The 21,279-nt window shown below is 67.3% G+C and carries 21 protein-coding genes; 16 read left to right on the plus strand and 5 right to left on the minus strand.

Going from position 1 to position 21,279, the window contains the following annotated elements; genetic code table 11:
- Nucleotides 1-4 precede the first annotated feature (4 nt).
- The 4 genes from QTH90_RS14945 to QTH90_RS14960 are packed head-to-tail and all read right to left on the minus strand — an operon-like array spanning nucleotide 5 to nucleotide 3,976.
- Entirely contained in the window at nucleotides 5-757 is a 753-nt protein-coding gene (locus QTH90_RS14945; RefSeq protein WP_286665334.1) for an ABC transporter ATP-binding protein, read from the minus strand.
- Nucleotides 754-1,737, minus strand: coding sequence for a branched-chain amino acid ABC transporter permease (locus QTH90_RS14950; RefSeq protein ID WP_286665335.1), 984 nt, complete (start codon nucleotides 1,735-1,737; stop codon nucleotides 754-756). Before QTH90_RS14950 ends, QTH90_RS14945 begins: the two co-directional genes overlap by 4 nt.
- Before the next feature lie 4 nt (nucleotides 1,738-1,741).
- Nucleotides 1,742-2,638: a branched-chain amino acid ABC transporter permease gene (locus QTH90_RS14955; protein ID WP_286570191.1), complete on the minus strand. Its 897-nt coding sequence runs from the start codon at nucleotides 2,636-2,638 to the stop codon at nucleotides 1,742-1,744.
- Between the two features lie 15 nt (nucleotides 2,639-2,653).
- Nucleotides 2,654-3,976 (minus strand): ABC transporter substrate-binding protein, encoded by a 1,323-nt coding sequence (locus QTH90_RS14960; protein WP_286665336.1) that lies wholly within the window; start codon nucleotides 3,974-3,976, stop codon nucleotides 2,654-2,656.
- Between the two features lie 247 nt (nucleotides 3,977-4,223).
- On the opposite strand from QTH90_RS14960, the gene QTH90_RS14965 reads away from it, so the two are divergent.
- From QTH90_RS14965 to QTH90_RS15035, 15 genes are all read left to right on the plus strand, one after another.
- Complete coding sequence (locus tag QTH90_RS14965) at nucleotides 4,224-4,928, plus strand: LysM peptidoglycan-binding domain-containing protein (protein WP_286665337.1); 705 nt, start codon at nucleotides 4,224-4,226, stop codon at nucleotides 4,926-4,928.
- A complete protein-coding gene (locus QTH90_RS14970; protein ID WP_286665338.1) occupies nucleotides 4,925-5,395 on the plus strand; it encodes a hypothetical protein in 471 nt (156 codons plus the stop codon). Before QTH90_RS14965 ends, QTH90_RS14970 begins: the two co-directional genes overlap by 4 nt.
- A gap of 294 nt (nucleotides 5,396-5,689) precedes the next feature.
- Nucleotides 5,690-6,655: an ABC transporter substrate-binding protein gene (locus QTH90_RS14975; RefSeq protein WP_286665339.1), complete on the plus strand. Its 966-nt coding sequence runs from the start codon at nucleotides 5,690-5,692 to the stop codon at nucleotides 6,653-6,655.
- Nucleotides 6,656-6,682: 27 nt separating this feature from the next.
- On the plus strand, nucleotides 6,683-7,528 hold the full coding sequence (locus QTH90_RS14980; RefSeq protein ID WP_286665420.1) for an ABC transporter permease: 846 nt from the start codon (nucleotides 6,683-6,685) through the stop codon (nucleotides 7,526-7,528).
- Nucleotides 7,528-8,307, plus strand: coding sequence for an ABC transporter ATP-binding protein (locus QTH90_RS14985; protein ID WP_286665340.1), 780 nt, complete (start codon nucleotides 7,528-7,530; stop codon nucleotides 8,305-8,307). Before QTH90_RS14980 ends, QTH90_RS14985 begins: the two co-directional genes overlap by 1 nt.
- Nucleotides 8,308-8,329: 22 nt before the next feature.
- The gene (hutC, locus tag QTH90_RS14990; protein ID WP_286665341.1) at nucleotides 8,330-9,148 is read left to right on the plus strand and encodes a histidine utilization transcriptional repressor HutC; all 819 of its coding nucleotides are present in this window, start codon (nucleotides 8,330-8,332) and stop codon (nucleotides 9,146-9,148) included.
- Between the two features lie 64 nt (nucleotides 9,149-9,212).
- The gene (gene hutH, locus QTH90_RS14995; protein ID WP_286665342.1) at nucleotides 9,213-10,769 is read left to right on the plus strand and encodes a histidine ammonia-lyase; all 1,557 of its coding nucleotides are present in this window, start codon (nucleotides 9,213-9,215) and stop codon (nucleotides 10,767-10,769) included.
- A 39-nt stretch (nucleotides 10,770-10,808) separates the two neighbouring features.
- Nucleotides 10,809-12,530 (plus strand): urocanate hydratase, encoded by a 1,722-nt coding sequence (gene hutU, locus QTH90_RS15000; RefSeq protein WP_286665343.1) that lies wholly within the window; start codon nucleotides 10,809-10,811, stop codon nucleotides 12,528-12,530.
- Between the two features lie 6 nt (nucleotides 12,531-12,536).
- Nucleotides 12,537-13,109, plus strand: coding sequence for a HutD/Ves family protein (locus tag QTH90_RS15005; RefSeq protein ID WP_286665344.1), 573 nt, complete (start codon nucleotides 12,537-12,539; stop codon nucleotides 13,107-13,109).
- Nucleotides 13,106-14,359, plus strand: coding sequence for an imidazolonepropionase (hutI, locus tag QTH90_RS15010; RefSeq protein WP_286665345.1), 1,254 nt, complete (start codon nucleotides 13,106-13,108; stop codon nucleotides 14,357-14,359). The genes QTH90_RS15005 and hutI overlap by 4 nt, the downstream gene beginning before the upstream one ends.
- 12 nt (nucleotides 14,360-14,371) lie before the next feature.
- A complete protein-coding gene (locus QTH90_RS15015; protein WP_286665346.1) occupies nucleotides 14,372-15,772 on the plus strand; it encodes a formimidoylglutamate deiminase in 1,401 nt (466 codons plus the stop codon).
- A gap of 6 nt (nucleotides 15,773-15,778) precedes the next feature.
- Nucleotides 15,779-16,597: an N-formylglutamate deformylase gene (gene hutG / locus QTH90_RS15020; RefSeq protein WP_286665347.1), complete on the plus strand. Its 819-nt coding sequence runs from the start codon at nucleotides 15,779-15,781 to the stop codon at nucleotides 16,595-16,597.
- A gap of 3 nt (nucleotides 16,598-16,600) precedes the next feature.
- Nucleotides 16,601-17,737: a histidinol-phosphate transaminase gene (locus QTH90_RS15025; protein ID WP_286665348.1), complete on the plus strand. Its 1,137-nt coding sequence runs from the start codon at nucleotides 16,601-16,603 to the stop codon at nucleotides 17,735-17,737.
- A 57-nt stretch (nucleotides 17,738-17,794) separates the two neighbouring features.
- Nucleotides 17,795-18,841, plus strand: a complete 1,047-nt coding sequence (locus tag QTH90_RS15030; protein WP_286665349.1) for a homocysteine S-methyltransferase family protein — start codon at nucleotides 17,795-17,797, stop codon at nucleotides 18,839-18,841.
- A 161-nt stretch (nucleotides 18,842-19,002) separates the two neighbouring features.
- Nucleotides 19,003-19,827 carry an SH3 domain-containing protein gene (locus QTH90_RS15035; RefSeq protein WP_353506616.1) on the plus strand — a complete coding sequence of 275 codons (825 nt, stop codon included), beginning with the start codon at nucleotides 19,003-19,005 and terminating at the stop codon, nucleotides 19,825-19,827.
- A 10-nt stretch (nucleotides 19,828-19,837) separates the two neighbouring features.
- Here the strand turns inward: QTH90_RS15035 and QTH90_RS15040 are convergent, their stop codons facing one another.
- Nucleotides 19,838-20,725: a LysR family transcriptional regulator gene (locus tag QTH90_RS15040; RefSeq protein ID WP_286665350.1), complete on the minus strand. Its 888-nt coding sequence runs from the start codon at nucleotides 20,723-20,725 to the stop codon at nucleotides 19,838-19,840.
- A 99-nt stretch (nucleotides 20,726-20,824) separates the two neighbouring features.
- On the opposite strand from QTH90_RS15040, the gene QTH90_RS15045 reads away from it, so the two are divergent.
- Entirely contained in the window at nucleotides 20,825-21,262 is a 438-nt protein-coding gene (locus tag QTH90_RS15045) for a PACE efflux transporter (RefSeq protein WP_286665351.1), read from the plus strand.
- Nucleotides 21,263-21,279: the final 17 nt, after the last annotated feature.

A 21,279-nucleotide genomic window follows, 5' to 3' on the forward strand; every position in this document is an offset into this window, starting at 1 on the left:
TTGCCTACTCCTGCAGTATTTCGCCGGTGACATAGCGGCGCACGTCGTCGGTGGCGAGCGCCACCTCCGGCGTGTCGTCCGCGATGATGCGCCCGCTGTAGAAGGCCACCACGCGGCTGGCATAGCGCTCGACGATGTCCATGTCGTGCTCGACGAAGAGCACCGTCATCGCCTCCTGCCCGAGCGCCGCCATGATGGTTTCCATCATCGGGAACTTCTCTTCGGCCGACACGCCGCTCGTGGGCTCGTCGAGCAGCAGCAGCTTGGGCGCAGCGGTCAGCGCCATCGCGATGTCCAGCAGCTTGCGCACACCGCCGGGCAGCTCGGCGACACGGCGCTGCCGGTGCTCCACGAGCCGGAAGCGCTCCAGCAGCGCATCGGCGCGGTCGAGCGCCTCGCTGCGCCGTGCCGGCTGCCAGAAGCTCAGGCGCTGGTCGTGGCAGGCATTGGCGACGAGCATGTTGTCCAGCGCCGTGAGGTCGGCGTAGAGCTGCGGGATCTGGAAGGAGCGCGCCACGCCCAGCCGCGTGATCGCGCGCGGCGCCAGCGCCGTGACGTCCTGGCCGTCGAGCACGATGCGTCCCTCGTCGGGCTTCAGGTAGCCGGTGATCATGTTGACGAAGGTGGTCTTGCCGGCGCCGTTGCTGCCGATCAGGCTCACGCGCTCGCCCGCGGCGATGGCGATGCGGATGTCCGCCGCAGCCACCACTGCGCCGAATCGCTTGCTGACGCCATGCGCTTCCAGCAACGCGCTCATGAGTTGCCCTTCATCCACAGCGAGCCCAGACCCTTCGGCAGGAAGCGGATCACGAACAGCAGGAACAGCCCCAGCGCGAGCTGCCAGGTGTTGGGAAAGTAGGCGCTGGAGAAGGAGCGCACCACTTCGAGCACCGTGCTCGCCAGGAACACCGCGGCCACGCTCTGCCAGCCGGCCAGGATGGCGACGAAGACGAATTCGCCCGAGGTGGTCCAGAAGCTGAAGTTGGGCTCGACGTGTCCCAGCGACATCACGGCCAGCGCACCGCCCAGCCCGCCGCAGAAGGCCGCGAGGATGAAGTTGATGGTCATCGCCTGCCGCACCGAGCCGCCCAGGTACTCGACGCGCAACTCGTTTTCGCGCACGGCGAGCGTCACGAGTCCGCGTGTGCTGTCGAAGTAGACGCGCGCCAGCAGCGCCATCGCGGTGGCGATGCCGATGGTCACGAGATAGAGGATGTAGCCCACGCGCGCATCGGGCAGCTTCTGGCCCAGCAGAGTGGGGCGGCCCATGTTGAAGCCATCGGAGCCGCCCAGTGCGTCCAGCTTCATCAGCAGGCCGTAGGTCACCATCGACAGGGCCAATGTCAGCATCGCGAAGAAGATGCCGCGGTAGCGCGACAGAAGCGGCGCAAAGGGGGCGGCGATGAGCACCGCGGCGATGCCGCCGGCCAGCGCCAACCCGAGTGCGTCGGTGAACCCGAGCTTGTTGTAGGCCAACGCCGCCGTGTAGCCGCCGGCCGCGAAGAGCATGCCCTGGCCGAAGGGCACCACGCCGCCGCGCATCAGGCAGACGATGCCCAGCGAGACAAGTCCATTGGCCGCCGACATGGTGACGAGGAAGGTCAGCCAGCGCGGGCTGAACCACCCCGCGACGGCCAGTACGGCAAAGGCCCCGACGCCGAGCGCCGCGCCGCGCCAGCCGCCCGCCGAGGCGCGGCGCAACGGCGCAATGGCGGACGGATTCGGAATCGCTGCCACGGCCTCAGATCCTCCGCGCCTGCGTGCGCTGGAACAACCCCTCGGGCCGGAACATCAGCACCACGGCCATCACGATGTAGATGGAGAACAACTCGGCCACCGGCACCACGTGCACCGCGAAGGACCGGGCCAGCCCGACGATCAGCGCGCCGACCGCGGCGCCCTCGATGCTGCCCAGCCCGCCGATGATGACCACCGCGAAGGACACGATGATCACGCCCACCGACACCCCCGGTTGCACCGAGATCATCGGCGCGGTGAAGGCCCCGCCCAGCGCCGCGAGGAAGATGCCGACCGTGAAAGCCAGCATGTAGACGCGTGACACGTTCACGCCCATGCTCGACGCGACCTCCGCGCTGTGGATCACCGCCAGCATGATCTTGCCCTGCCGCGTGCGGTTCAGCCCCCACCACACCGCCACGCCGACCACCACGGCCAGCGCCACCAGCGCGAAGTCGTAGCCCACCCAGCTCTGCACGCCCAGGTCGAGGTTGCCGAACAGGCCGTAGGGCTCCGACACATAGTACGGATTGGCGCCCCAGATCAGCTTGGTCAGGTCTTCCATGATCAGGAACATCGCGTAGGTGACCAGCACCAGGAGCACCTCGTCGCGCCCATAGAAGAAGCGCAGCAGCCCGCGCTCGGTGAGCGGCGCCAGCACCACGGCCACGGCCACGGCCGCCAGCAGCATCGCCACCAGTGACAGCGCGGGAGCCCATTTCAGGCTCGCGCCCCAGCCGACGAAGCTGGCCGCCGCATAGGCGCCCACCGCATAGAAGCTGCCGTGCGCGATGTTGAGGATCTTGAGCACGCCGAACACCAGCGTGAGCCCCAGTGCGACGATGAACAGCCATGACGCGTAGGTCAGGCCGTCGATCAGGATCGTGGCGGCGGTGTGCACGTCAGGCGCCGCGTGTCAGGGGCAGCCCTTGGCGCCGGGAAAGCCGGCCTTGATCCACTCCTCGGATTTCATGTTGGCCGGCGGATTCACGCACTCGGCCGGAAAGCGCTGGATGTCTTCCAGCACCACCATCTTCTTGGCCGCGTCGTAGCGCGTCTTGCCGATCGCGGTCTCCTGCACGGCCTGGTGGCCGTCGCCCAGCACCATGCGGATGCGGCCCGCGGGCGAATCCCACTCCAGCCCCTTGAGCGCGGCGGCGAGCTGCTCGGAGGTGGGCTTCTTGCCGCCGTTGGCCGCCATCGCCTTCTCGGCCGCGAGCTTCAGGCCCAGCAGCGACTGCGCCATGCGGTAGGGCGCCTGCACCGGGTAGACGTTGTAGGCCTTGGAATACAGATCCCACCACCAGTCGTTGAGCGCCGACTTCGGCGACATCAGCCCGTAGGCGCCGCGCGCCCCGAGGATGGTGCCGTCGGGCATCTTCTCGCCCAGGCCGGGCAGCACGTGGTCGGCCGCTGACAGCACCACCTGCGTGCGCTTGAAGAGCCCGCGCGGACCCGCCTGCAGGATGAAGGCCTGCAGATCGCCACCCCACAGGCTGGAATGCGTGACGTCGGCCGGCTTGGCCATCAGCGCCGAAATCTCGGTGCCGTACTGGCCTGCGCCGAATTTCGGCAACTGGTCCTCGCCCACCTTGGCGTTCGGATAGAGCTTCTCCATCGACAGGGTGAAGTCCTTCTTCGAGTCCTGGCCCCAGGCGTAGTCCTGGTTGATCAGGTTGAAGGAGTCGGCCTTCACGTTGCGCGCCTTGAGATAACGCGCCAGCGCGACGTTGTCCATCGCCCCGTGCGAGGCAGTGCGGAACACGTACTCGAGCTTGTTGTCCTCGAAGATGCGCGGTGTGCCGCAGTCGTAGAGCACGAGGAACCTCTTCATCTCCTCGGCCGCCGGCGCCACGGCGAGGCAGTCGCCGGAACCAACGTAGCCGACCACCGCATCGACCTTCTCGCGATCGTAGAGGTTGCGAAGCTCCTGCACCTGCTTGGTGGCGCCGCCGTTCTCGTCGACGTACACCGCCTCGATCTTCATGCCGCCGAAACCGGTCTTGTTGTAGGGCGCCGGTGCAGCGCCCTTGTTGAAGGCATCCACCAGGACCTTCGCGCCATTGACCGCCGGAATGCCGAAGCTCTCCGCCGCCTGGCCGGACAGGAAGCTCACGATGCCGATCTTGAAGGTCTCCTGTGCCTGCGCACCGGTGGCACAAAGAATGCCGGCCATGCCTACCGCGGACAACGCCGCCGCACGATGCAGATACCGCTTCACGCCAAGGGCCTGGGTCATGTCGTGTCTCCTGTGGAAGGAACGCGATCTTTAACCGGCAGGCGGGCCGACGAATCCGCGATAACCCGCACTGGGGCGGCCTCTCCGCCTCAACCCTTCGACCGACTCGAATGCCACGCCCTGACGAGTTGGTTGAAAAGAACATTCGCCCGATCCGAGGGACATTTCGCGCGCCGACCCATACCCCGTCTGTCCTGCAGCTTCGCTAGCCTTGTGAGGTCACACATCATCGATAGGGCAGGCAGACATGGCGACAGAGACGCGCTCCGGTTTTGAAAAGTGGAAGGATGGCATCGACAAGGCCGATGCAGATTGGGACGGGTACGACAAGCTGATTCGCGAGACGGTCCGGGACTACAACTGGCATCTTCGGAAGACACCGGGATACAGGGAGCTGAACTGGCAATTGGTGAAGGCGATGATCTGGACCGAGACTGGAGCGGGACACAGGGAATGGAACGTCCGGCCGATCCGAATAGGCGTGTTGGGTGACAAGGGACTGCCCGCGTTGCTGAGTCGTCGCGAAGGAAGCGAACTCGTTGTCCCGTATAGCCTGGTCGGGCGAGAGGTGCAAACCGTCCCGCGCGAGAACATCAGGGCTGGTGTGGGCTACATGCTCATGCGAATGGCCGAGTACGGCTTCGCATCGATTCCCGATAGAGACCACAGGATCTTCGAGGTGACCGTAGGCCCAGGCGACCACGGCCTGGAGCGGGTCGCACGGAGGTGTGGCAGCACAAGCGAAATCCTGATGAAGCTCAACCCGGCTGTGAGAGCTGTGAACCCTGGACAGGTCTTGAAATGCCAGAAGGCTACGGTCCAGAAGGTCATCACCGGATGGAGATCCTTCGACTACACCACGATTGCGCTTCGCTACAACGGCAACGGCGATCCCAACTATGCAAGCAAGCTGGAGTATTCGTTCAATGTGATCAGGAGTCGGGCCCAATGATGAATGCCATACGGATCGCGGCAACGGTCGCGTCGGCGTTCGCCCTGGGTTCGCAAGCGACACCGGCCATGGCAGATGCGCCTTGCGATGGTGTGTATCGCAGCTGGGGTCGAGTCTGTCAGGGCGCTCTTTCCATTCGAAGCAAGACCATTGAATGGAATTCGCCGAATATCGTTTGCAAGCCTAGCCCCTACGAGGTGATTGATAGCAGACTGGGCGGCGACGAGCCATACGCCGCGTATCGCCTCAAGAAGCGTAGCAAGGCGTGCCTCATCGAGGTCGTTGAGGTCTACAGGTTCGGAGCCGGGCGATGGGGCATGCGCGGCTTTCCAAGCGTAGAGGCATACGAAAAGCGCGACGATCTGGAATGGCAACGCGCCGCCGACAACCGAATTCCGCTCACATGCGATGCGGACGACATGCCGGAGGAGCGATGCAATCTCGACTTCGCGCGCAAGAAGAAGTAGCCCCGAAGGCCGCGGCCTGAATCTGCTTCGGATAGAGCCCGGCCGCCTTGGCACGCCGCTTGCGATCTTCACCGCCATTCGCTGCTTTGATTTCCTGTCTAGACAGCTTTTGGTGCATGAAACCGCTTCCACGCACTGCGCAAGTGCAAAGCGGTACTTGATCCCATGGGTAGTTTCGGGTTAACCTGTATATACAGGTGCATCACAGCGAATGAAACTCGGCTTCCCTGCTGGCATCCGCCCGTTCGCGGGCCCGGCGAGCCGAACTTTTTGAAACGCAACAGGAGAACCTTGATGGTCATGACGGTCGGAAAAATCGCCTCGCTGGTGGCGGCAGGTGCGTGCATCGCGGGCATGGCGGCGAGCGCCCATGCCGATGAAACCAAGATCACCCTCGGCATGTCCGGCTGGACCGGCTTCGCGCCGCTCACGCTGGCCGACAAGGCCGGCATCTTCAAGAAGAACGGCCTGGACGTCGAACTGCGCATGATTCCGCAGAAGGACCGCCACCTCGCGCTGGCCTCGGGCGCCATCCAGTGCGCCGCGACCACGGTCGAGACGCACGTCGCATGGAACGCCAACGGCGTGCCGATCGTGCAGATCTTCCAGATGGACAAGTCCTACGGCGCCGACGGCCTGGCCGTGCGCAACGACGTCAAGAGCTTCGCCGACCTCAAGGGCAAGGCGATCGGCGTCAGCGCGCCGGGCACTGCGCCCTACTTCGGCCTCGCCTGGATGCTCAACAAGAACGGCATGACCATGAAGGACGTCAAGCTGGTCTCGCTCGAACCCCAGCCCGCCGCCCAGGCCTTCGTCTCCGGCCAGAACGACGCCGCGATGACCTACGAGCCTTACCTCTCGACGGTGCGCGCCAACCCGACCGCCGGCAAGATCCTCGCGACCACGCTCGACTACCCGATGGTGATGGACACGGTCGGCTGCGCGCCGACCTGGCTCAAGACCAACGCCAAGGCCGCGCAGGCGCTGGCCAATTCGTACTTCGAAGCCGTCGAGATGATCAAGACCGATCCGGCCAAGTCCAACGAGATCATGGGTGCCGCCGTCAAGCAGACCGGCGAGCAGTTCGCCAAGTCCTCGGCCTACCTGCGCTGGTCGGACAAGGCGGCCAACCAGAAGTTCTTCGCCAACGACATCACGCCCTTCATGAAGGACGCTCAAGCCATCCTGCTGGAAGCCGGCGTGATCCGCAAGGTGCCCGACGACCTGGCCGTCACCTTCGACACCAGCTACATCAAGTAAGAGACCGCCATGGACGCGACGCCTGTCATGAACTCTCCCAAGCCGGTGGTCTCCGCCGGGCCGGTCGCGTCGTCATCGGCGCCGCGCCGGCGCCGTGCGCTGGCCCCGCTCGAACCCGTCAGCGCGCGTACGCGCTGGCTGCTCGGGCTGGGCTTCTTCGTGCTCTTCGTGGTGGTCTGGGCCTTCTTCACGCTCGGCGGCTTCGTGTCGCCGACCTTCCTGGCCAGCCCGATCACGATGGTGAAGGAGGGCGTGCTCCTCTTCACCCAGTACAACTTCATCCACGACATCGGCATGACGGTGTGGCGCGTGTTCGGCGGCTTCGTGCTGGCGACCGTGATCGCCGTGCCGCTGGGCATCGCGATGGGCACCTGGAAGAGCGTCGAAGCCTTCTTCGAGCCCTTCGTGTCCTTCTGCCGCTACCTGCCGGCGTCGGCTTTCATTCCGCTGCTGATCCTGTGGGCCGGCATCGGCGAGGCGCAGAAGCTGCTGGTGATCTTCATCGGCTCGGTGTTCCAGATCACGCTGATGGTGGCCGTCACCGTCGGCAGCGCCCGCCGCGACCTGGTCGAGGCGGCCTACACGCTGGGCGCCAACAGCCGCGGCATCGTCATGCGGGTGCTGATCCCGGGCGCCGCACCGGGCATCGCCGAGACGCTGCGCCTGGTGCTGGGCTGGGCGTGGACCTACGTCATCGTGGCCGAGCTGATCGGCTCGTCTTCCGGCATCGGCCACATGATCACCGACAGCCAGGCGCTGCTGAACACCGGGCAGATCATCTTCGGGATCATCGTCATCGGCGTGATCGGTCTGATCTCCGACTTCGCATTCAAGGCTCTGAACCGCCGCCTCTTCGCCTGGAGCACCATCTGATGAACCAGCTTTCCGTTCGCGGCGTGTCCCGCACCTTCACCGGCACGCGCGGCCAGACCACGCAGGCGCTGCTGCCGATCGATTTCGAAGTGCGCGAGAACGACTTCGTCACCATCCTCGGCCCCTCGGGTTGCGGCAAGTCCACTTTGTTGCGCATCGTCGCCGGCCTCGACTACCCGACCGAAGGCCGCGTGCTGCTCGACGGCCAGACCATCGAAGGCCCGGGAGCCGACCGCGGCGTGGTGTTCCAGAGCTACACGCTGTTCCCCTGGCTGACCATTGCGCAGAACATCCGCTTCGGCCTGCGCGAGCGCGGAATGAGCGAGGCCGAGCAGAAGGAGCGCAGCGACTTCTTCATCGCCAAGGTCGGCCTGCGCGGCTTCGAGAGCCACTTTCCCAAGCAGCTCTCTGGCGGCATGCAGCAGCGCACCGCGATCGCACGCGCGCTGGCCAATGACCCCAAGATCCTGCTGCTCGACGAGCCCTTCGGCGCACTCGACAACCAGACCCGCGTGCTGATGCAGGAACTGCTGCTCGGCATCTGGGAGTCGGCCCGCAAGACGGTGCTCTTCGTCACGCACGACATCGACGAGGCGATCTTCATGGCGAACCGCGTCGCGGTGTTCAGCGCGCGGCCGGGCCGCATCAAGACCGAGATCGCGGTGGACTTCCCGCATCCGCGCCATTACACGATCAAGACCTCGCCCGAGTTCATGGAAATCAAGGCCCGCCTCACTGAAGAGATCCGCGCCGAATCCATGGCCGCCGCCGAACACTGAACCGCCTCGCCAGAAAGACCGCATGACCGCAGCCAGCCTTCGCAAAGCCAACGACGGACGCCAGCCCGCGCGCAAATCCGCAGGCGCGGAATCGCGAGAGGCGGCCAACTCGGCGTTGCCAGCGCTGGCGCTGTACGAGCAGGTGAAGGCTTTCATCACGCACAAGATCCAGGACGGCTCTTGGCAGGCCGGCCATCGCCTGCCGTCGGAGAGCGAACTGGTCGCGCAGTTCGGCGTCGCTCGCATGACGGTCAACCGCGCTTTGCGCGAGCTGGTGGAGCAGGGCCGCATCGTGCGTGTCGCGGGCGTGGGCAGCTTCGTTGCTGAGGACAAGCCGCAATCGACGCTGCTGCAGATCGCCAACATCGCGAGCGAGATCCGCGCACGCGGCCATGACTACCGTTGCGAATTCCTGGTGGCCGAGCGCATTGCTGCATCGCCCGACGTCGCGGTGTGGCTCGACCTGCGGCCCGGCGAGTCGGTTTTCCACACCGTCTGCCTGCATCTGGAGAACGACATCCCGGTGCAGCTCGAAGACCGCCATGTCAACCCGCGCGTGGTGCCGAACTTCCTCGAACAGGATTTCTCGCTCATCCCGCCAAGCGAATACCTGGTGCGCAACGTGCCCTTCGACCAGATCGAACACGTGGTCGATGCCGTGCTGCCGACGCCCGAACAGGCGGAGCGCCTCGACATGCCGGTGACGGACCCGTGCCTGCTGCTCACGCGCCGCACCTGGACGCGCACCACGCCGGTGACGATGGTGCGCTGCCTGCATCCCGCGTCGCGTTACCGGCTCGGCAGCCGGTTCCGCGCCGACGGCAATCCTTCCTTCGGCTGAACGGGGACGAACGCATCTTCTTGGCCTCGTGCCGCAACTACTTGTATAGACAGGGGAGCCCTTCATGACCCACAACACATCACTCACCGCTGCAGCGCCGATCGTGCTCACGCCTGGTGAAGTCGACCTGGCCACGCTGCGCCGCGTGCATGCCGGCGGCGTGCAGCTTGCGCTCGATCCATCGGCGCGCGCCGGCCTGCTGGCTGCGCAGGCCACGGTGCGCAAGATCGTCGAGTCCGGCGATGTGGTCTACGGCATCAACACCGGCTTCGGCAAGCTCGCGCAGACCATCATCCCGACGGAACGCCTTGCAGAACTGCAACGCAACCTCGTGCTCTCGCACAGCGCCGGCACCGGCGAGCCGCTGGCCGCGGGCGTGGTGCGCCTGGTGCTTGCGACCAAGGCCGTGAGCCTCGCACGCGGCCACTCGGGCGTGCGGCCCGAAATCGTCGACGCGCTGCTCGGCCTGTGCAATGCGGGACTGTTGCCGCGCATTCCTTCCAAGGGTTCGGTCGGCGCGTCGGGCGACCTGGCGCCGCTGGCGCACCTGGCCTGCGTGCTGATCGGCGAGGGCGAGGTCACGACGCCGCAAGGCGAGGTGATCGGCGGTACCGAGGCCCTGCGCCTCATCGGCATGACGCCCTTCGTGCTCGGCCCCAAGGAAGGGCTGGCGCTGCTGAACGGCACGCAGGTGTCGACGGCGCTCGCTCTGGCCGGCCTCTTCGGCACCGAGGATGTGTTCGCTGCGGGCCTGATGGCCGGCGCGCTGTCGCTCGAAGCCATCCAGGGTTCGATCAAGCCTTTCGACGCACGCATCCACGCCGCGCGCGGACAGCCGGGACAGATCGCCGTGGCGGGCGCAGTGCGCGCCCTGCTCGACGGCAGCGAGATCGTTCCGTCTCACGCCGACTGCGGTCGCGTGCAGGACCCGTATTCCATCCGCTGCGTACCCCAGGTGATGGGCGCTTGCCTCGACAACCTCGGCCATGCCGCACGCGTGCTGCGCACCGAAGCCAACGCGGCATCGGACAACCCGCTGGTCTTCGACAACGGCGACGTGATCTCCGGCGGCAACTTCCACGCCGAACCGGTCGCCTTCGCGGCCGACATCATCGCGCTGTCGATCAGCGAGATCGGCGCGATCTCCGAACGCCGCATGGCGCTGCTGCTCGACAGCGGCCTCTCGGGGCTGCCGCCCTTCCTGGTGCGCGACGGTGGCGTCAACTCCGGCTTCATGATCGCGCAGGTCACGGCCGCGGCGCTGGCGTCGGAGAACAAGTCGCTCGCGCACCCGGCCAGCGTCGACAGCCTGCCGACTTCCGCCAACCAGGAAGACCACGTCTCGATGGCGACCTTCGCTGGCCGTCGTCTGGCCGACATGGTCGAGAACACGGCAGTCGTCGTAGGCATCGAGGCCATGGCCGCAGTGCAGGGCATCGAACTCAAACGCGGCCCCAAGAGCTCGCCGCTGGTCGAGGCCGAATTCGCCGCCATCCGCGAGCGTGTTCCATTCATCGACCAGGACATCTTCTTCGCACCGACCATCGAAGCCATGCGCACGTGGGCGCGTCAAGACCAGTGGCCCGAAGCCGTGCGATCCATCCTCCCCAGCCACGCCTGAACCAACGATCAAGTTCCGACACCGAAAGGACACTTCGCCATGAACGCACCCGACAAATTCCTCGCCGCCAAGGCGAACGACCCCCGCCATGACGCGAGCCGCGTGATCCGTTCGCCGCGTGGCAGCACGCTCAGCTGCAAGAGCTGGCTCACCGAGGCGCCGTTCCGCATGCTGCAGAACAACCTCGACCCCGAGGTGGCGGAGCGTCCGCAGGATCTCGTGGTCTACGGCGGCATCGGCCGTGCGGCGCGCGACTGGGCCTGCTTCGACCAGATCCTCGCATCGCTCAAGGAACTCAACGACGACGAGACGCTGCTCATCCAGTCGGGCAAGCCCGTGGGCGTTTTCAAGACGCACGAGAACGCGCCGCGCGTGCTGCTCGCGAACTCGAATCTCGTGCCGAAGTGGGCGACCTGGGAGCACTTCAGCGAACTCGATCGCAAGGGCCTGATGATGTACGGCCAGATGACGGCGGGCAGCTGGATCTACATCGGCAGCCAAGGCATCGTGCAAGGCACCTTCGAGACCTTCGTCGAAGCCGGCCGCCAGCACTACGACAACGACCTCGCGGGCAAGTGGATCCTCACGGCCGGCCTCGGCGGCATGGGCGGCGCACAGCCGCTGGCTGCCACGCTCGCCGGCGCGGTGTCGCTGAACATCGAATGCCAGCAGGCCAGAATCGACTTCCGCCTGCGCACGCGCTACCTCGACAAGCAGGCGAAGGACATCGACGACGCGATCGCGCTCATCCAGCAGCACACGGCCGCGAAGGAAGCGGTGTCGATCGGCCTGCTGGGCAATGCGGCCGAGATCCTGCCCGAGCTGGTGAAGCGCGCAAAGGCCGGCGGCATCAAGCCCGACCTCGTGACCGACCAGACCTCCGCGCACGACCTCGCCAGCGGCTACCTGCCGATCGGCTGGACGCTTGCGCAGTGGGAAGCCGCCAAGGCCGACACGACCCAGCACCCGACATTGCGCAAGGCGGCGGCCAAGTCCTGCGCGGTACACGTGCAGGCCATGCTCGACTTCCAGGCGATGGGCATCCCGACCGTTGACTACGGCAACAACATCCGCCAGGTCGCCTTCGACGAAGGCGTGAAGAACGCCTTCGACTTCCCCGGCTTCGTGCCGGCCTACATCCGCCCGCTGTTCTGCGAGGGCAAGGGTCCGTTCCGCTGGGTGGCGCTCTCGGGCGACCCCGAGGACATCTACAAGACCGACGCCAAGATCAAGGAGCTGTTCCCCGAGAACAAGCACACGCACCGCTGGCTCGACATGGCGCGCGAGCGCATTGCCTTCCAGGGCCTGCCGGCGCGCATCTGCTGGCTGGGCCTCGGCGAGCGCCACAAGGCCGGCCTCGCGTTCAACGAGATGGTGAAGAACGGTGAGTTGAAAGGCCCGATCGTGATCGGCCGCGACCATTTGGACACCGGCTCGGTCGCCAGCCCCAACCGCGAGACCGAATCGATGAAGGACGGCACCGATGCCGTCTCCGACTGGCCGCTGCTCAATGCACTGCTCAATACCGCCGGCGGCGCGACCTGGGTCAGCCTGCACCATGGCGGCGGCGTGGGGATGGGCTACTCGCAGCACTCCGGCGTGGTGATCGTCTGCGACGGCACCGATGCGGCGGCCAAGCGCGTCGAGCGCGTGCTGTGGAACGACCCGGCCACGGGCGTGATGCGCCACGCGGATGCCGGCTACGACATCGCCATCGCGACTGCGAAGAAGCAGGGCCTGAACCTGCCGATGGTCAAGTAGGCCGCAGTGCAGCGCTTCGACATCGCCTCGTTGTCCGCGACGCCGTGGAAGAACGGCGGCGGCGTGACGCGCGAGATCGTCTGCTCTCCAGCGGGCGCGGGCATGGAGGGCTTCGACTGGCGCGTGAGCATCGCGACCATCGACAAGCCCGGGCCGTTCTCGGCTTTCGCCGGGGTGGACCGCGTGATCATGCTGCTGGACGGTGCGGGCGTTCGGCTTCGCTCGCACGACGGGCGCATCGACCACCGGCTGGAAGTTCCGCATGCACCCTTCGCCTTCGGCGGCGACGTGGCGCTGGATTGCGAACTGCTGGGCGGCGCCTCGACCGACTTCAACGTGATGTCGCGCCGTGGCCGCCTGCATGCGAAGGTCCGCGTGCTGCGCGAGGGCGGGGACGTGGCACCCGTCGGACGCGGTCTCCTGCTGGCGCTGGCCGGGCGGTGGCGATTCAACGATATCGATTGCGAGCCGGGCTCGGGCGTCTGGTGGGACGGCGAGATCCGGCAATGGCAAGCAACAACAAGCGACGCCGATGCCGCCATGGTCGCGGTACGGCTCGAACCCACGGCAACACCATGACCCATTCCGAATTGCCTTCCGCCGACGGCGTCTGGGACCACATCCGGATCGCTCCCGGCGCGCTGGCCGAAGAGCAGGCGATCGATGCCGATGCGGCCATGGTCGTGTCCGGCGGAAAGATCGCCTGGATCGGCGCCAGCGCCGCATTGCCTGGCGAGTTCGCCAAGCTGCCGCGCTTCGACGGCCACGATGCGCTGGTGACGCCCGGTCTCATCGATTGCCACACGCATCTGGTCTACGGCGGTCAACGCGCGAACGAGTTCGCGATGCGCCTGGCCGGCGCGACCTATGAAGAGGTCGCGAAGGCCGGCGGCGGCATCGTCTCCTCGGTACGCGCGACGCGCGAAGCCGACGAGGACACGCTGTACGCGCAGGCGGCGAAGCGGCTGGATCAATTGCTCGCCGATGGCGTGTGCGCCATCGAGATCAAGTCGGGCTATGGACTCGCGCTGGAACACGAGCGCAAGCAACTGCGCGTGGCGCGGCGGCTGGGTGAAGCCCATGGTGTCACCGTGCGAACGACCTTCCTCGGCGCGCACGCGCTGCCGCCTGAATACGCGGGCCGTAGCGGCGACTACATCGATCTCGTCTGCAACGAGATGTTGCCCGCGCTGGCCGCCGAAGGGCTGGTCGATGCGGTGGACGTGTTCTGCGAGCGCATCGCCTTCTCGCTGGCCGAGACGGAGCGCGTATTCCAGGCGGCCAAGGCGCTGGGCTTGCCGGTCAAGTTACACGCCGAGCAACTCTCGGACATGGGCGGCGCCGCGCTGGCGGCACGCTACGGCGCGCTTTCCTGCGACCACATCGAGCACCTGTCGGCCGAAGGCATCGCCGCGATGCGCGAGGCCGGCACCGTGGCCGTGCTGCTTCCTGGCGCCTACTACACGCTGCGCGACACGCACCTGCCGCCTATCGACGCGCTTCGTGCCGCAGGCGTTCCGATGGCTGTCTCCACCGACCACAACCCCGGCACCTCGCCGGCGCTGAGCCTGCTGCTGATGGTCAACATGGCCTGCACCCTGTTCCGCCTGACGGTGCCCGAGGCGCTGGCCGGCGTCACCCGCCACGCCGCGCGCGCGCTGGGCCTGCAGGACACGCACGGTGCGCTGGCCGTCGGCCGGCCCGCCAATTTCGTGCTCTGGCAGCTTCGCGAGAGTGCCGAGCTGGCGTACTGGTTCGGCCAGCAGCCGGTGCGAACCATCGTGCGGCAAGGGCGCATCGCGTCCGTATCTCGAGCGACCCAACGTTGAGCCGCGACCGCCATGCCCTTGCCTGAAATCCATCGCTCCCTGTTCGCCGCCGATGCCTTGCTGCCCCACGGCTGGGCGCGCAACGTGCTGCTCGAATGGGATGCAGACGGCCAACTCTCGGCCGTCACGCCCGACAGCACGCCAGCCGGTCGCACGCCGCGCGCTGCCGGCCCGGTGCTGCCCGGCATGCCCAACCTGCATTCGCACGCCTTCCAGCGCGCCTTCGGTGGCCTGACGGAATTCCGTGGCGCGGCGCAGGACAGCTTCTGGAGTTGGCGCACGCTGATGTACCGCTTCGCCGCGAAGATCTCGCCCGAACAGGTCGAGGCGATCGCGACCTGGCTCTATGTCGAGATGCTCGAAGCCGGCTACACCTCGGTGTGCGAGTTCCACTACCTGCACCACGACGCCGACGGGAACGCGTACGCCGATGACGCGGAACTCGCGTTGGCGTTGTTGCGCGCAGCGCGGCGAGCAGGCATCGGGATCACGTTGCTGCCCGTGCTCTACCAGACCAGCGGATTCGGCGCGCTGCCGCCGAGCGAGGGCCAGCGGCGCTTCATCCGGTCGACCGATTCGATGCTGCGCCTGCTGGAGCGGCTGCATCCGCTGTGCAAGTCGCAGGGCGCACGGCTCGGCCTCGCGCCGCATTCACTGCGGGCGGTTCCGCCCGATGCGCTCGGCGACGCCATCGCGGGCCTGAACGCCATCGACGCGACGGCGCCCATCCACATCCACATCGCCGAGCAGACGGGCGAGGTCGATGCCTGCCTCGCATGGAGCGGCCAGCGGCCGGTCGCATGGCTGCTCGACCACGCGGCGGTCGATGCGCGCTGGTGCCTCGTGCATGCGACGCACATGGACCCGGACGAGTACCGGCGCGCGGCGGCCAGTGGCGCCATCGCCGGCCTGTGCCCGACGACGGAAGCCAACCTGGGCGATGGCATCTTCGATTTCAACGCGTGGCGCGCGGCGGGTGGGCGCTGGGGCATCGGCTCCGACAGCCACGCCTGCGTCAATGCGGCCGAGGAACTGCTGATGCTGGAATACGGCCAGCGCCTCGCGACGCGGCAGCGCAACGTGGGGGCCGATGCCGCGCATCGCGAGGTGGCGACCGCGCTCACGCTGAGTGCAGTGCAGGGCGGCGCACAGGCCGCAGGCCGCGCCATCGCCGGTCTTGCTGCCGGCCAGCAAGCCGATTTCGTCGTGCTCGACCCTTCGCACGTTGCGCTGCAAGGCCTTGCAGCGCCGGAGATGCTGTCGTCGCACGTGTTCGCGAGCCACCGCACCTCCGCCGTCCATGGCGTGTGGGTCGCCGGGCAGGCGCGCGTCTCGGCCACCCGCCACGATTTGCACGACGAGTCCGCGGCGGCCTTCGTCGCCGCGCGCAACCAACTTCTAGCCAAGGATTGAGCCCCTATGCCTTTCACAACCACCGAGCCTCCCTTCCGCTTTCGCCAGGGCACGCGCCCCTTGCTGATCTCGATGCCGCACGTCGGCACCTACGTCCCACCGCAATTGGCGGCCCGCCTCAGTGACGAGGCACGCCACGTGCCCGACACCGACTGGCATCTGGAGCGCCTGTACGACTTCGCCGATGAACTCGGCGCTTCGGTGCTGGTCGCGACGCACTCGCGTTATGTGGTCGACCTCAACCGTCCGCCCGATGGCGCGAGCCTGTATCCGGGGCAGAGCGTCACCGGCCTGTGTCCGGTCGATACCTTCGACGACACGCCGCTCTATCCCGCTGGCGACGTGCCGGACGATGCCGAGATCGCCGAGCGTCGCGAGGCCATCTGGCAGCCCTACCACCGGCAGCTTGCCGACGAGCTGGCGCGCATCAAGGCGCAGCACGGCATCGCCGCGCTGTGGGACGCGCATTCGATCCGCTCGGTGCTGCCGCGCTTCTTCGAGGGCAAGCTGACCGACCTCAACCTGGGCACGGCCCAGGGCGCGAGCTGCGATCCGGCGCTCGCGCAGACCCTTCTGGGCATTGCCAAGGAAGCGTCCGGATTCACCAGCGTGCTCAACGGCCGCTTCACCGGCGGCTACATCACGCGCCATCATGGGCAGCCCGCGCAAGGCGTGCACGCGGTGCAGCTCGAGATGACCCAGTGCAGCTACATGCAGGAGGCTTTGCCCTTCGACTACCTGCCCGTAGTGGCAGCGCGCGTGCAGCCGCATGTGCGGCGCATGCTCGCTGCGGTGCTGGACTTCGTCGAATCTCGCCGCGGCTGATCCATGAACGCATCCGCCATCCGCGAACTCGTGCGCCCCGAGGTGCCCGCGCTGCCGCCCTACAACGCAGGTCTGTCGTCGGAGGCCGTGCGTTCGCGCTACGGCGTCGAGCACATCGCGCGCCTGGCGAGCAACGAGAACCCCTTCGGCGCGAGTCCGAAAGTCGGGCGCGCGCTGGCGGATCTGGCGTTGCGCGTGGGCACGTACCCGGATGCGAACTGCACGGCATTGCGGGCCGCCATTGCCGAGCGCACCGGCGCCAGCGCGGAGCAGGTCGTGATCGGCAACGGCTCCGAGTCCATTCTCCAGATGTTGTGCCAGGCCTTTCTCTCGCCCGGCGACCGCGTGCTCACGCAGCGGCCGGCCTTCGGCCTGCACGAGATCTACCCGCGCATGATGGGTGCCCAGGTCGAGCTGCTGGCGCTCACGCCGACGCTTGAATTCGACCTCGATGCCTGGTGCGAAGCGCTGGCACGCGGGCCGAAGATCGCGATGCTCGCGAACCCGTCGAACCCCGTGGGCTGCATGTTCGACGCGCAGGCCTTCGCGCGATTGCTCGACGCGACGCCGGCCGGAACGCTGCTGGTGATCGACGAGGCCTACTACGAATACGCACGGCTCGCGCGCGGCTTCCCCGATGCGCTGGCCGCGCTGCGTGCGCAGCAGCGTCCATGGATCGTGCTGCGCACCTTCTCGAAGGCCTGGGGGCTGGCGGGTCTGCGCGTCGGCTACGGTATCGCGTCGGATGCCTCGCTGATCCAGTGGCTGGACCGCGTGCGCACGCCCTTCAACGTCAATGAGGCCGCGCAGGCGGCGGCGCTGGCCGCCTGGAGCGACGAGCCTTTCATGGCGAAGACGGTCGAGGACACGGTGCAGCAACGCGAGCGGGTCGTGCAGCAGTTGCGCGCCATGGACCTGCCCGGCCTGCGCGTCGCGCCGTCCGCGGCCAACTTCCTGTTCATCGACCTGGCGCGGCCGAACGGCCCGGTCAATGAAGCGCTGCTCGCGCGGGGCATCATCGTCAAGCCATGGAAGGAGCCGGGCTTCGAGAGCTTCATCCGCGTGTCGATCGGCACTGCGGATGACAACGCGCGCTTCCTGCGCGCACTGGGCGAGATCGTCGGGGCATCGCCGGCGTAGGGCGTCACAAGACCCGCCACCGCGGCGGGACGCAGGGCGCTTTCTACAATCGGCCCCATGAAGCCCATCGCCTACACCCGCGCGCAGCAGCTGCCCGCCATCCTCGCCCAACGCATCGCCATCCTCGACGGCGCCATGGGCACGATGATCCAGCGCTTCAAGCTCACCGAAGAGCAATACCGCGGCGAGCGGTTCAAGGACTTTCCGCGCGACGTGAAGGGCAACAACGAGCTGCTCTCGCTCACCCGGCCCGACGTGATCCGCGACATCCATGAAGGCTACCTCGCGGCCGGCGCCGATCTGATCGAGACCAACACCTTCGGCGCGACCCGCATCGCGCAGGAGGACTACAAGATGGCCGATCTCGCACGCGAGATGAACCTGGAATCCGCCAGGCTCGCACGCGCCGCCTGCGACAAGTTCAGCACGCCCGACAAGCCCCGCTTCGTCGCCGGCGCCCTCGGCCCGACGCCCAAGACCGCCAGCATCAGCCCCGACGTGAACGACCCGGGCGCGCGCAACGTGAGCTTCGAGGAACTGCGCGCTTCCTATTACGAGCAGGTCGAGGCGCTGGTCGAAGGCGGCGCCGACGTGATCCTGGTCGAGACCATCTTCGACACGCTGAACGCCAAGGCCGCGCTGTTCGCGGTCGACGAATACTTCGAGGCCAGTGGCGAACGGCTGCCGCTGATCATCAGCGGCACCGTGACCGACGCCTCGGGCCGCATCCTCAGCGGCCAGACCGTCACCGCCTTCTGGCACAGCGTGCGCCACGCTCGGCCGCTGGCCATCGGCCTCAACTGCGCGCTCGGCGCGGCGCTGATGCGTCCCTACATCCAGGAGCTGGCGCGCGTGGCGGACGACACCTTCATCAGCTGCTATCCCAACGCCGGCCTGCCCAATCCGATGAGCGAGACCGGCTTTGACGAGACGCCCGACGTCACTTCGCGGCTCCTGCACGAATTCGCGTCCGAGGGGCTGGTCAACATCGTGGGCGGCTGCTGCGGCACCACGCCGGAGCACATCGCGGCCATCGGCCAGGCGGTTGCGCCGATCGCTGGACGCGGCCTGCATCGCGCGGCCTTCTACAGCGAAGCGGCCTGAGCGCCCGGCATCCCGGCGGGCATGTGAAGCCGGGATGAAGAAGCTCTCCAAACGTTGGATCGGTCCACGTGACGGCAAGTCTTGCCGTTGTCGGGGTAGGCCGTGGCTGATTGACAACAGCTCTGCAGCCCACCTACCCTGATCCGCAAAGGAAATCGCACATGCACATGTTCAATCGGCGCTGGATCGGCATCGGCGCCATCGCCCTGGCGCTTCCACTGGCTGCAACGGCGCAGCAGGCGTTCACCCGGGGCGGCGTCAACCTGCGCGCCGGTCCCGGCGACAACTATCCGCTGGTGGCGTCGCTAGCGCCCGGACAGCCACTGGAGGTGATGGGCTGCACTTCCGGCTATGGCTGGTGCGACGTGGTGCTGCCGGACGGCCTTCGCGGCTGGTCCTATGCCGCGAGCCTCGAGTTCGCCTATCAGGAACAGCGGGTGCCGCTCGCGACCTATGGCGCGGTGATCGGCGTGCCGCTCGTGACCTTCGCGATCGGCAGCTACTGGAACAACTACTACCGCGACCGCCCCTGGTACCGCGAGCCGCGCTGGTGGGGCGGACGCCCGCCACCGCCCCCCGGTCCGGGCTGGCGCCCGCCGCCGCCGCCCGCGCCGGGCTGGCGCCCCAATCCGTGGCCGGGCTATTCGCCGCATCCGCCCGGATTCAGGCCGCCACCGGCGCCGGGCTTCCGTCCGCCGTCTTCACCAGGGTTCCGCCCGCCACCGCCAAACGGCATCCGTCCGCCTCCGCCCTCGGGCGTTCGTCCTCCGCACGGCGGTGGTCCCCGGCCTCCGGGTCCGCCGCCGGGCGTGCGCCCGCCGGGCCAGGGCTTCCAGACTGGCGGAAGGCCGCCGGGACAGGGGGGCGGAGGTGGTGGACACGGCGGTGGGCATGGTGGCGGCCACGGCGGTGGCCAGGGTGGCGGAGGCCACGGAGGCGGGCATGGCGGTGGCCACGGGGGTGGCCAAGGCGGCGGCCGCCAATAGGGGCCGTTCCTCAGTCCTTCTTCCGGGCGATCAGCGCGACAAAGCGCTGCGCGCCCAGCCCCAGCGGCCGTTCGCGCGACCACACCACGTCGACCCACAGGTCCAGCCCGTTCGAGAGGTTCTCGAACGGGATCTCCACCAGCGCGCCCGCCGCTACGTGCGGCCGCGCGAAGTTGCGCGGCAGCCATCCCCACCCGAGGCCGGCGGTGATCAGGCTCAGCGCCGCCAGCGCGTTGTCGGTGCGCCAGACGTGCCGGGCGAAGACGAAGCGCGGATCGCTGGTCGCCAGATCGCGCCCCGCCACCACGATCTGCCGTGTCGTCGTCAGGTGTTCTTCGCGCAGGCGGCCGCCGGCGGCTGCCAGCACGGGATGGTCGGGCGCCATGACGGCCACCATGGTGTCGCTCGCCACTTCCTGAAAACCTTCGCGCCCGTCGAGGCTCGGCCGCTCGAACACCAGCGCCAGTTGCGCCCGCCCGCTGTGGAGCAGCGCCAGTGCATCGGCTTGCGGCGCGGCGAGCACCTCCACCTCCAGCAGCGGGTATTCCTGCGCCAGCGCGGCCAGCGGACCGCTCCACGGCGCTGCCAGCAGTTCCGGCGCGATCGCGAGGGTGAGCCGGTTTTCCAGCCCCTGCGTCAGCGCGAGCGCCTGCACCTGCAACTGCTTGAGCTGCGCCGCCAGCAGGCGGGCCTGCGGCTCCAGCGATCGCGCGGCCGCTGTCGGCTGCGGCTCCCGGCCGCTGCGGTCGAAGAGCTGGAGATCGAGTTCGGCTTCCAGGTTGGCGATGGCCATGCTGACGGCCGAGGGCACCCGGCTCAAGGCGCGAGCGGCGGCCGAGAAGGAGCCGTGATCGATCACGGCGAGGAGAACCTCCACGTTGTCGCTGGAAAGACTCATGGCGCCAACCTGTCAATTGAATTGATAGAAGATGACTTTATATATCAGATGAACGCACATAAAGTCCACCTCGTCAGCAACCATTCCAGGATTGATTTCATGCAAGGGCTCAAGCGCCGCGTCGTCTATATCTCGCTCTACGAAGGCATTGCCATCGTCGCGGCAAGTGCCGGGCTGGCGCTGATGTCGGGTCAGGGGCTGGGCCATTCGGGCGTGCTGGCCGTCATCGCGTCCGTCATCGCAGTGCTCTGGAACCTCAGCTTCAACGCCTTGTTCGAGCGCTGGGAATCCCGCCAGGCCGTGCGCGGCCGGAGCGTGAAGCGCCGGGTGGCCCATGCCATCGGCTTCGAGGGCGGCCTCGTCGCCTTCCTCGTGCCGGTCTTCGCCTGGTGGCTGGGCGTGAGCCTTTGGGAAGCGCTGGTGATGGACCTGGGACTGGTCGTGTTCTTCCTGATCTACACCTTCGTCTTCAACTGGGCCTTCGACATGCTCTTCGGCCTGCCCGCATCGGCCACCGGCGCAGCGCAGCCGGCGTAAAATCCGCGGCTCCCAAG

This window comes from Variovorax flavidus (assembly GCF_030317145.1).
Taxonomy (GTDB): domain Bacteria; phylum Pseudomonadota; class Gammaproteobacteria; order Burkholderiales; family Burkholderiaceae_C; genus Variovorax; species Variovorax flavidus.

Excerpts from the sequence above, each read along its gene's own strand:
- QTH90_RS14945 (WP_286665334.1), bottom strand. The coding sequence starts at position 757 with ATGAGCGCGTTGCTGGAAGCGCATGGCGTCAGCAAGCGATTCGGCGCA.
- QTH90_RS14960 (WP_286665336.1), bottom strand. The coding sequence starts at position 3,976 with ATGACCCAGGCCCTTGGCGTGAAGCGGTATCTGCATCGTGCGGCGGCG.
- QTH90_RS14965 (WP_286665337.1), top strand. The coding sequence starts at position 4,224 with ATGGCGACAGAGACGCGCTCCGGTTTTGAAAAGTGGAAGGATGGCATC.
- QTH90_RS14970 (WP_286665338.1), top strand. The coding sequence starts at position 4,925 with ATGATGAATGCCATACGGATCGCGGCAACGGTCGCGTCGGCGTTCGCC.
- QTH90_RS14975 (WP_286665339.1), top strand. The coding sequence starts at position 5,690 with ATGGTCATGACGGTCGGAAAAATCGCCTCGCTGGTGGCGGCAGGTGCG.
- QTH90_RS14980 (WP_286665420.1), top strand. The coding sequence starts at position 6,683 with ATGAACTCTCCCAAGCCGGTGGTCTCCGCCGGGCCGGTCGCGTCGTCA.
- QTH90_RS14985 (WP_286665340.1), top strand. The coding sequence starts at position 7,528 with ATGAACCAGCTTTCCGTTCGCGGCGTGTCCCGCACCTTCACCGGCACG.
- hutC (WP_286665341.1), top strand. The coding sequence starts at position 8,330 with ATGACCGCAGCCAGCCTTCGCAAAGCCAACGACGGACGCCAGCCCGCG.
- hutH (WP_286665342.1), top strand. The coding sequence starts at position 9,213 with ATGACCCACAACACATCACTCACCGCTGCAGCGCCGATCGTGCTCACG.
- hutU (WP_286665343.1), top strand. The coding sequence starts at position 10,809 with ATGAACGCACCCGACAAATTCCTCGCCGCCAAGGCGAACGACCCCCGC.
- hutI (WP_286665345.1), top strand. The coding sequence starts at position 13,106 with ATGACCCATTCCGAATTGCCTTCCGCCGACGGCGTCTGGGACCACATC.
- QTH90_RS15015 (WP_286665346.1), top strand. The coding sequence starts at position 14,372 with ATGCCCTTGCCTGAAATCCATCGCTCCCTGTTCGCCGCCGATGCCTTG.
- hutG (WP_286665347.1), top strand. The coding sequence starts at position 15,779 with ATGCCTTTCACAACCACCGAGCCTCCCTTCCGCTTTCGCCAGGGCACG.
- QTH90_RS15025 (WP_286665348.1), top strand. The coding sequence starts at position 16,601 with ATGAACGCATCCGCCATCCGCGAACTCGTGCGCCCCGAGGTGCCCGCG.
- QTH90_RS15030 (WP_286665349.1), top strand. The coding sequence starts at position 17,795 with ATGAAGCCCATCGCCTACACCCGCGCGCAGCAGCTGCCCGCCATCCTC.
- QTH90_RS15035 (WP_353506616.1), top strand. The coding sequence starts at position 19,003 with ATGCACATGTTCAATCGGCGCTGGATCGGCATCGGCGCCATCGCCCTG.
- QTH90_RS15040 (WP_286665350.1), bottom strand. The coding sequence starts at position 20,725 with ATGAGTCTTTCCAGCGACAACGTGGAGGTTCTCCTCGCCGTGATCGAT.
- QTH90_RS15045 (WP_286665351.1), top strand. The coding sequence starts at position 20,825 with ATGCAAGGGCTCAAGCGCCGCGTCGTCTATATCTCGCTCTACGAAGGC.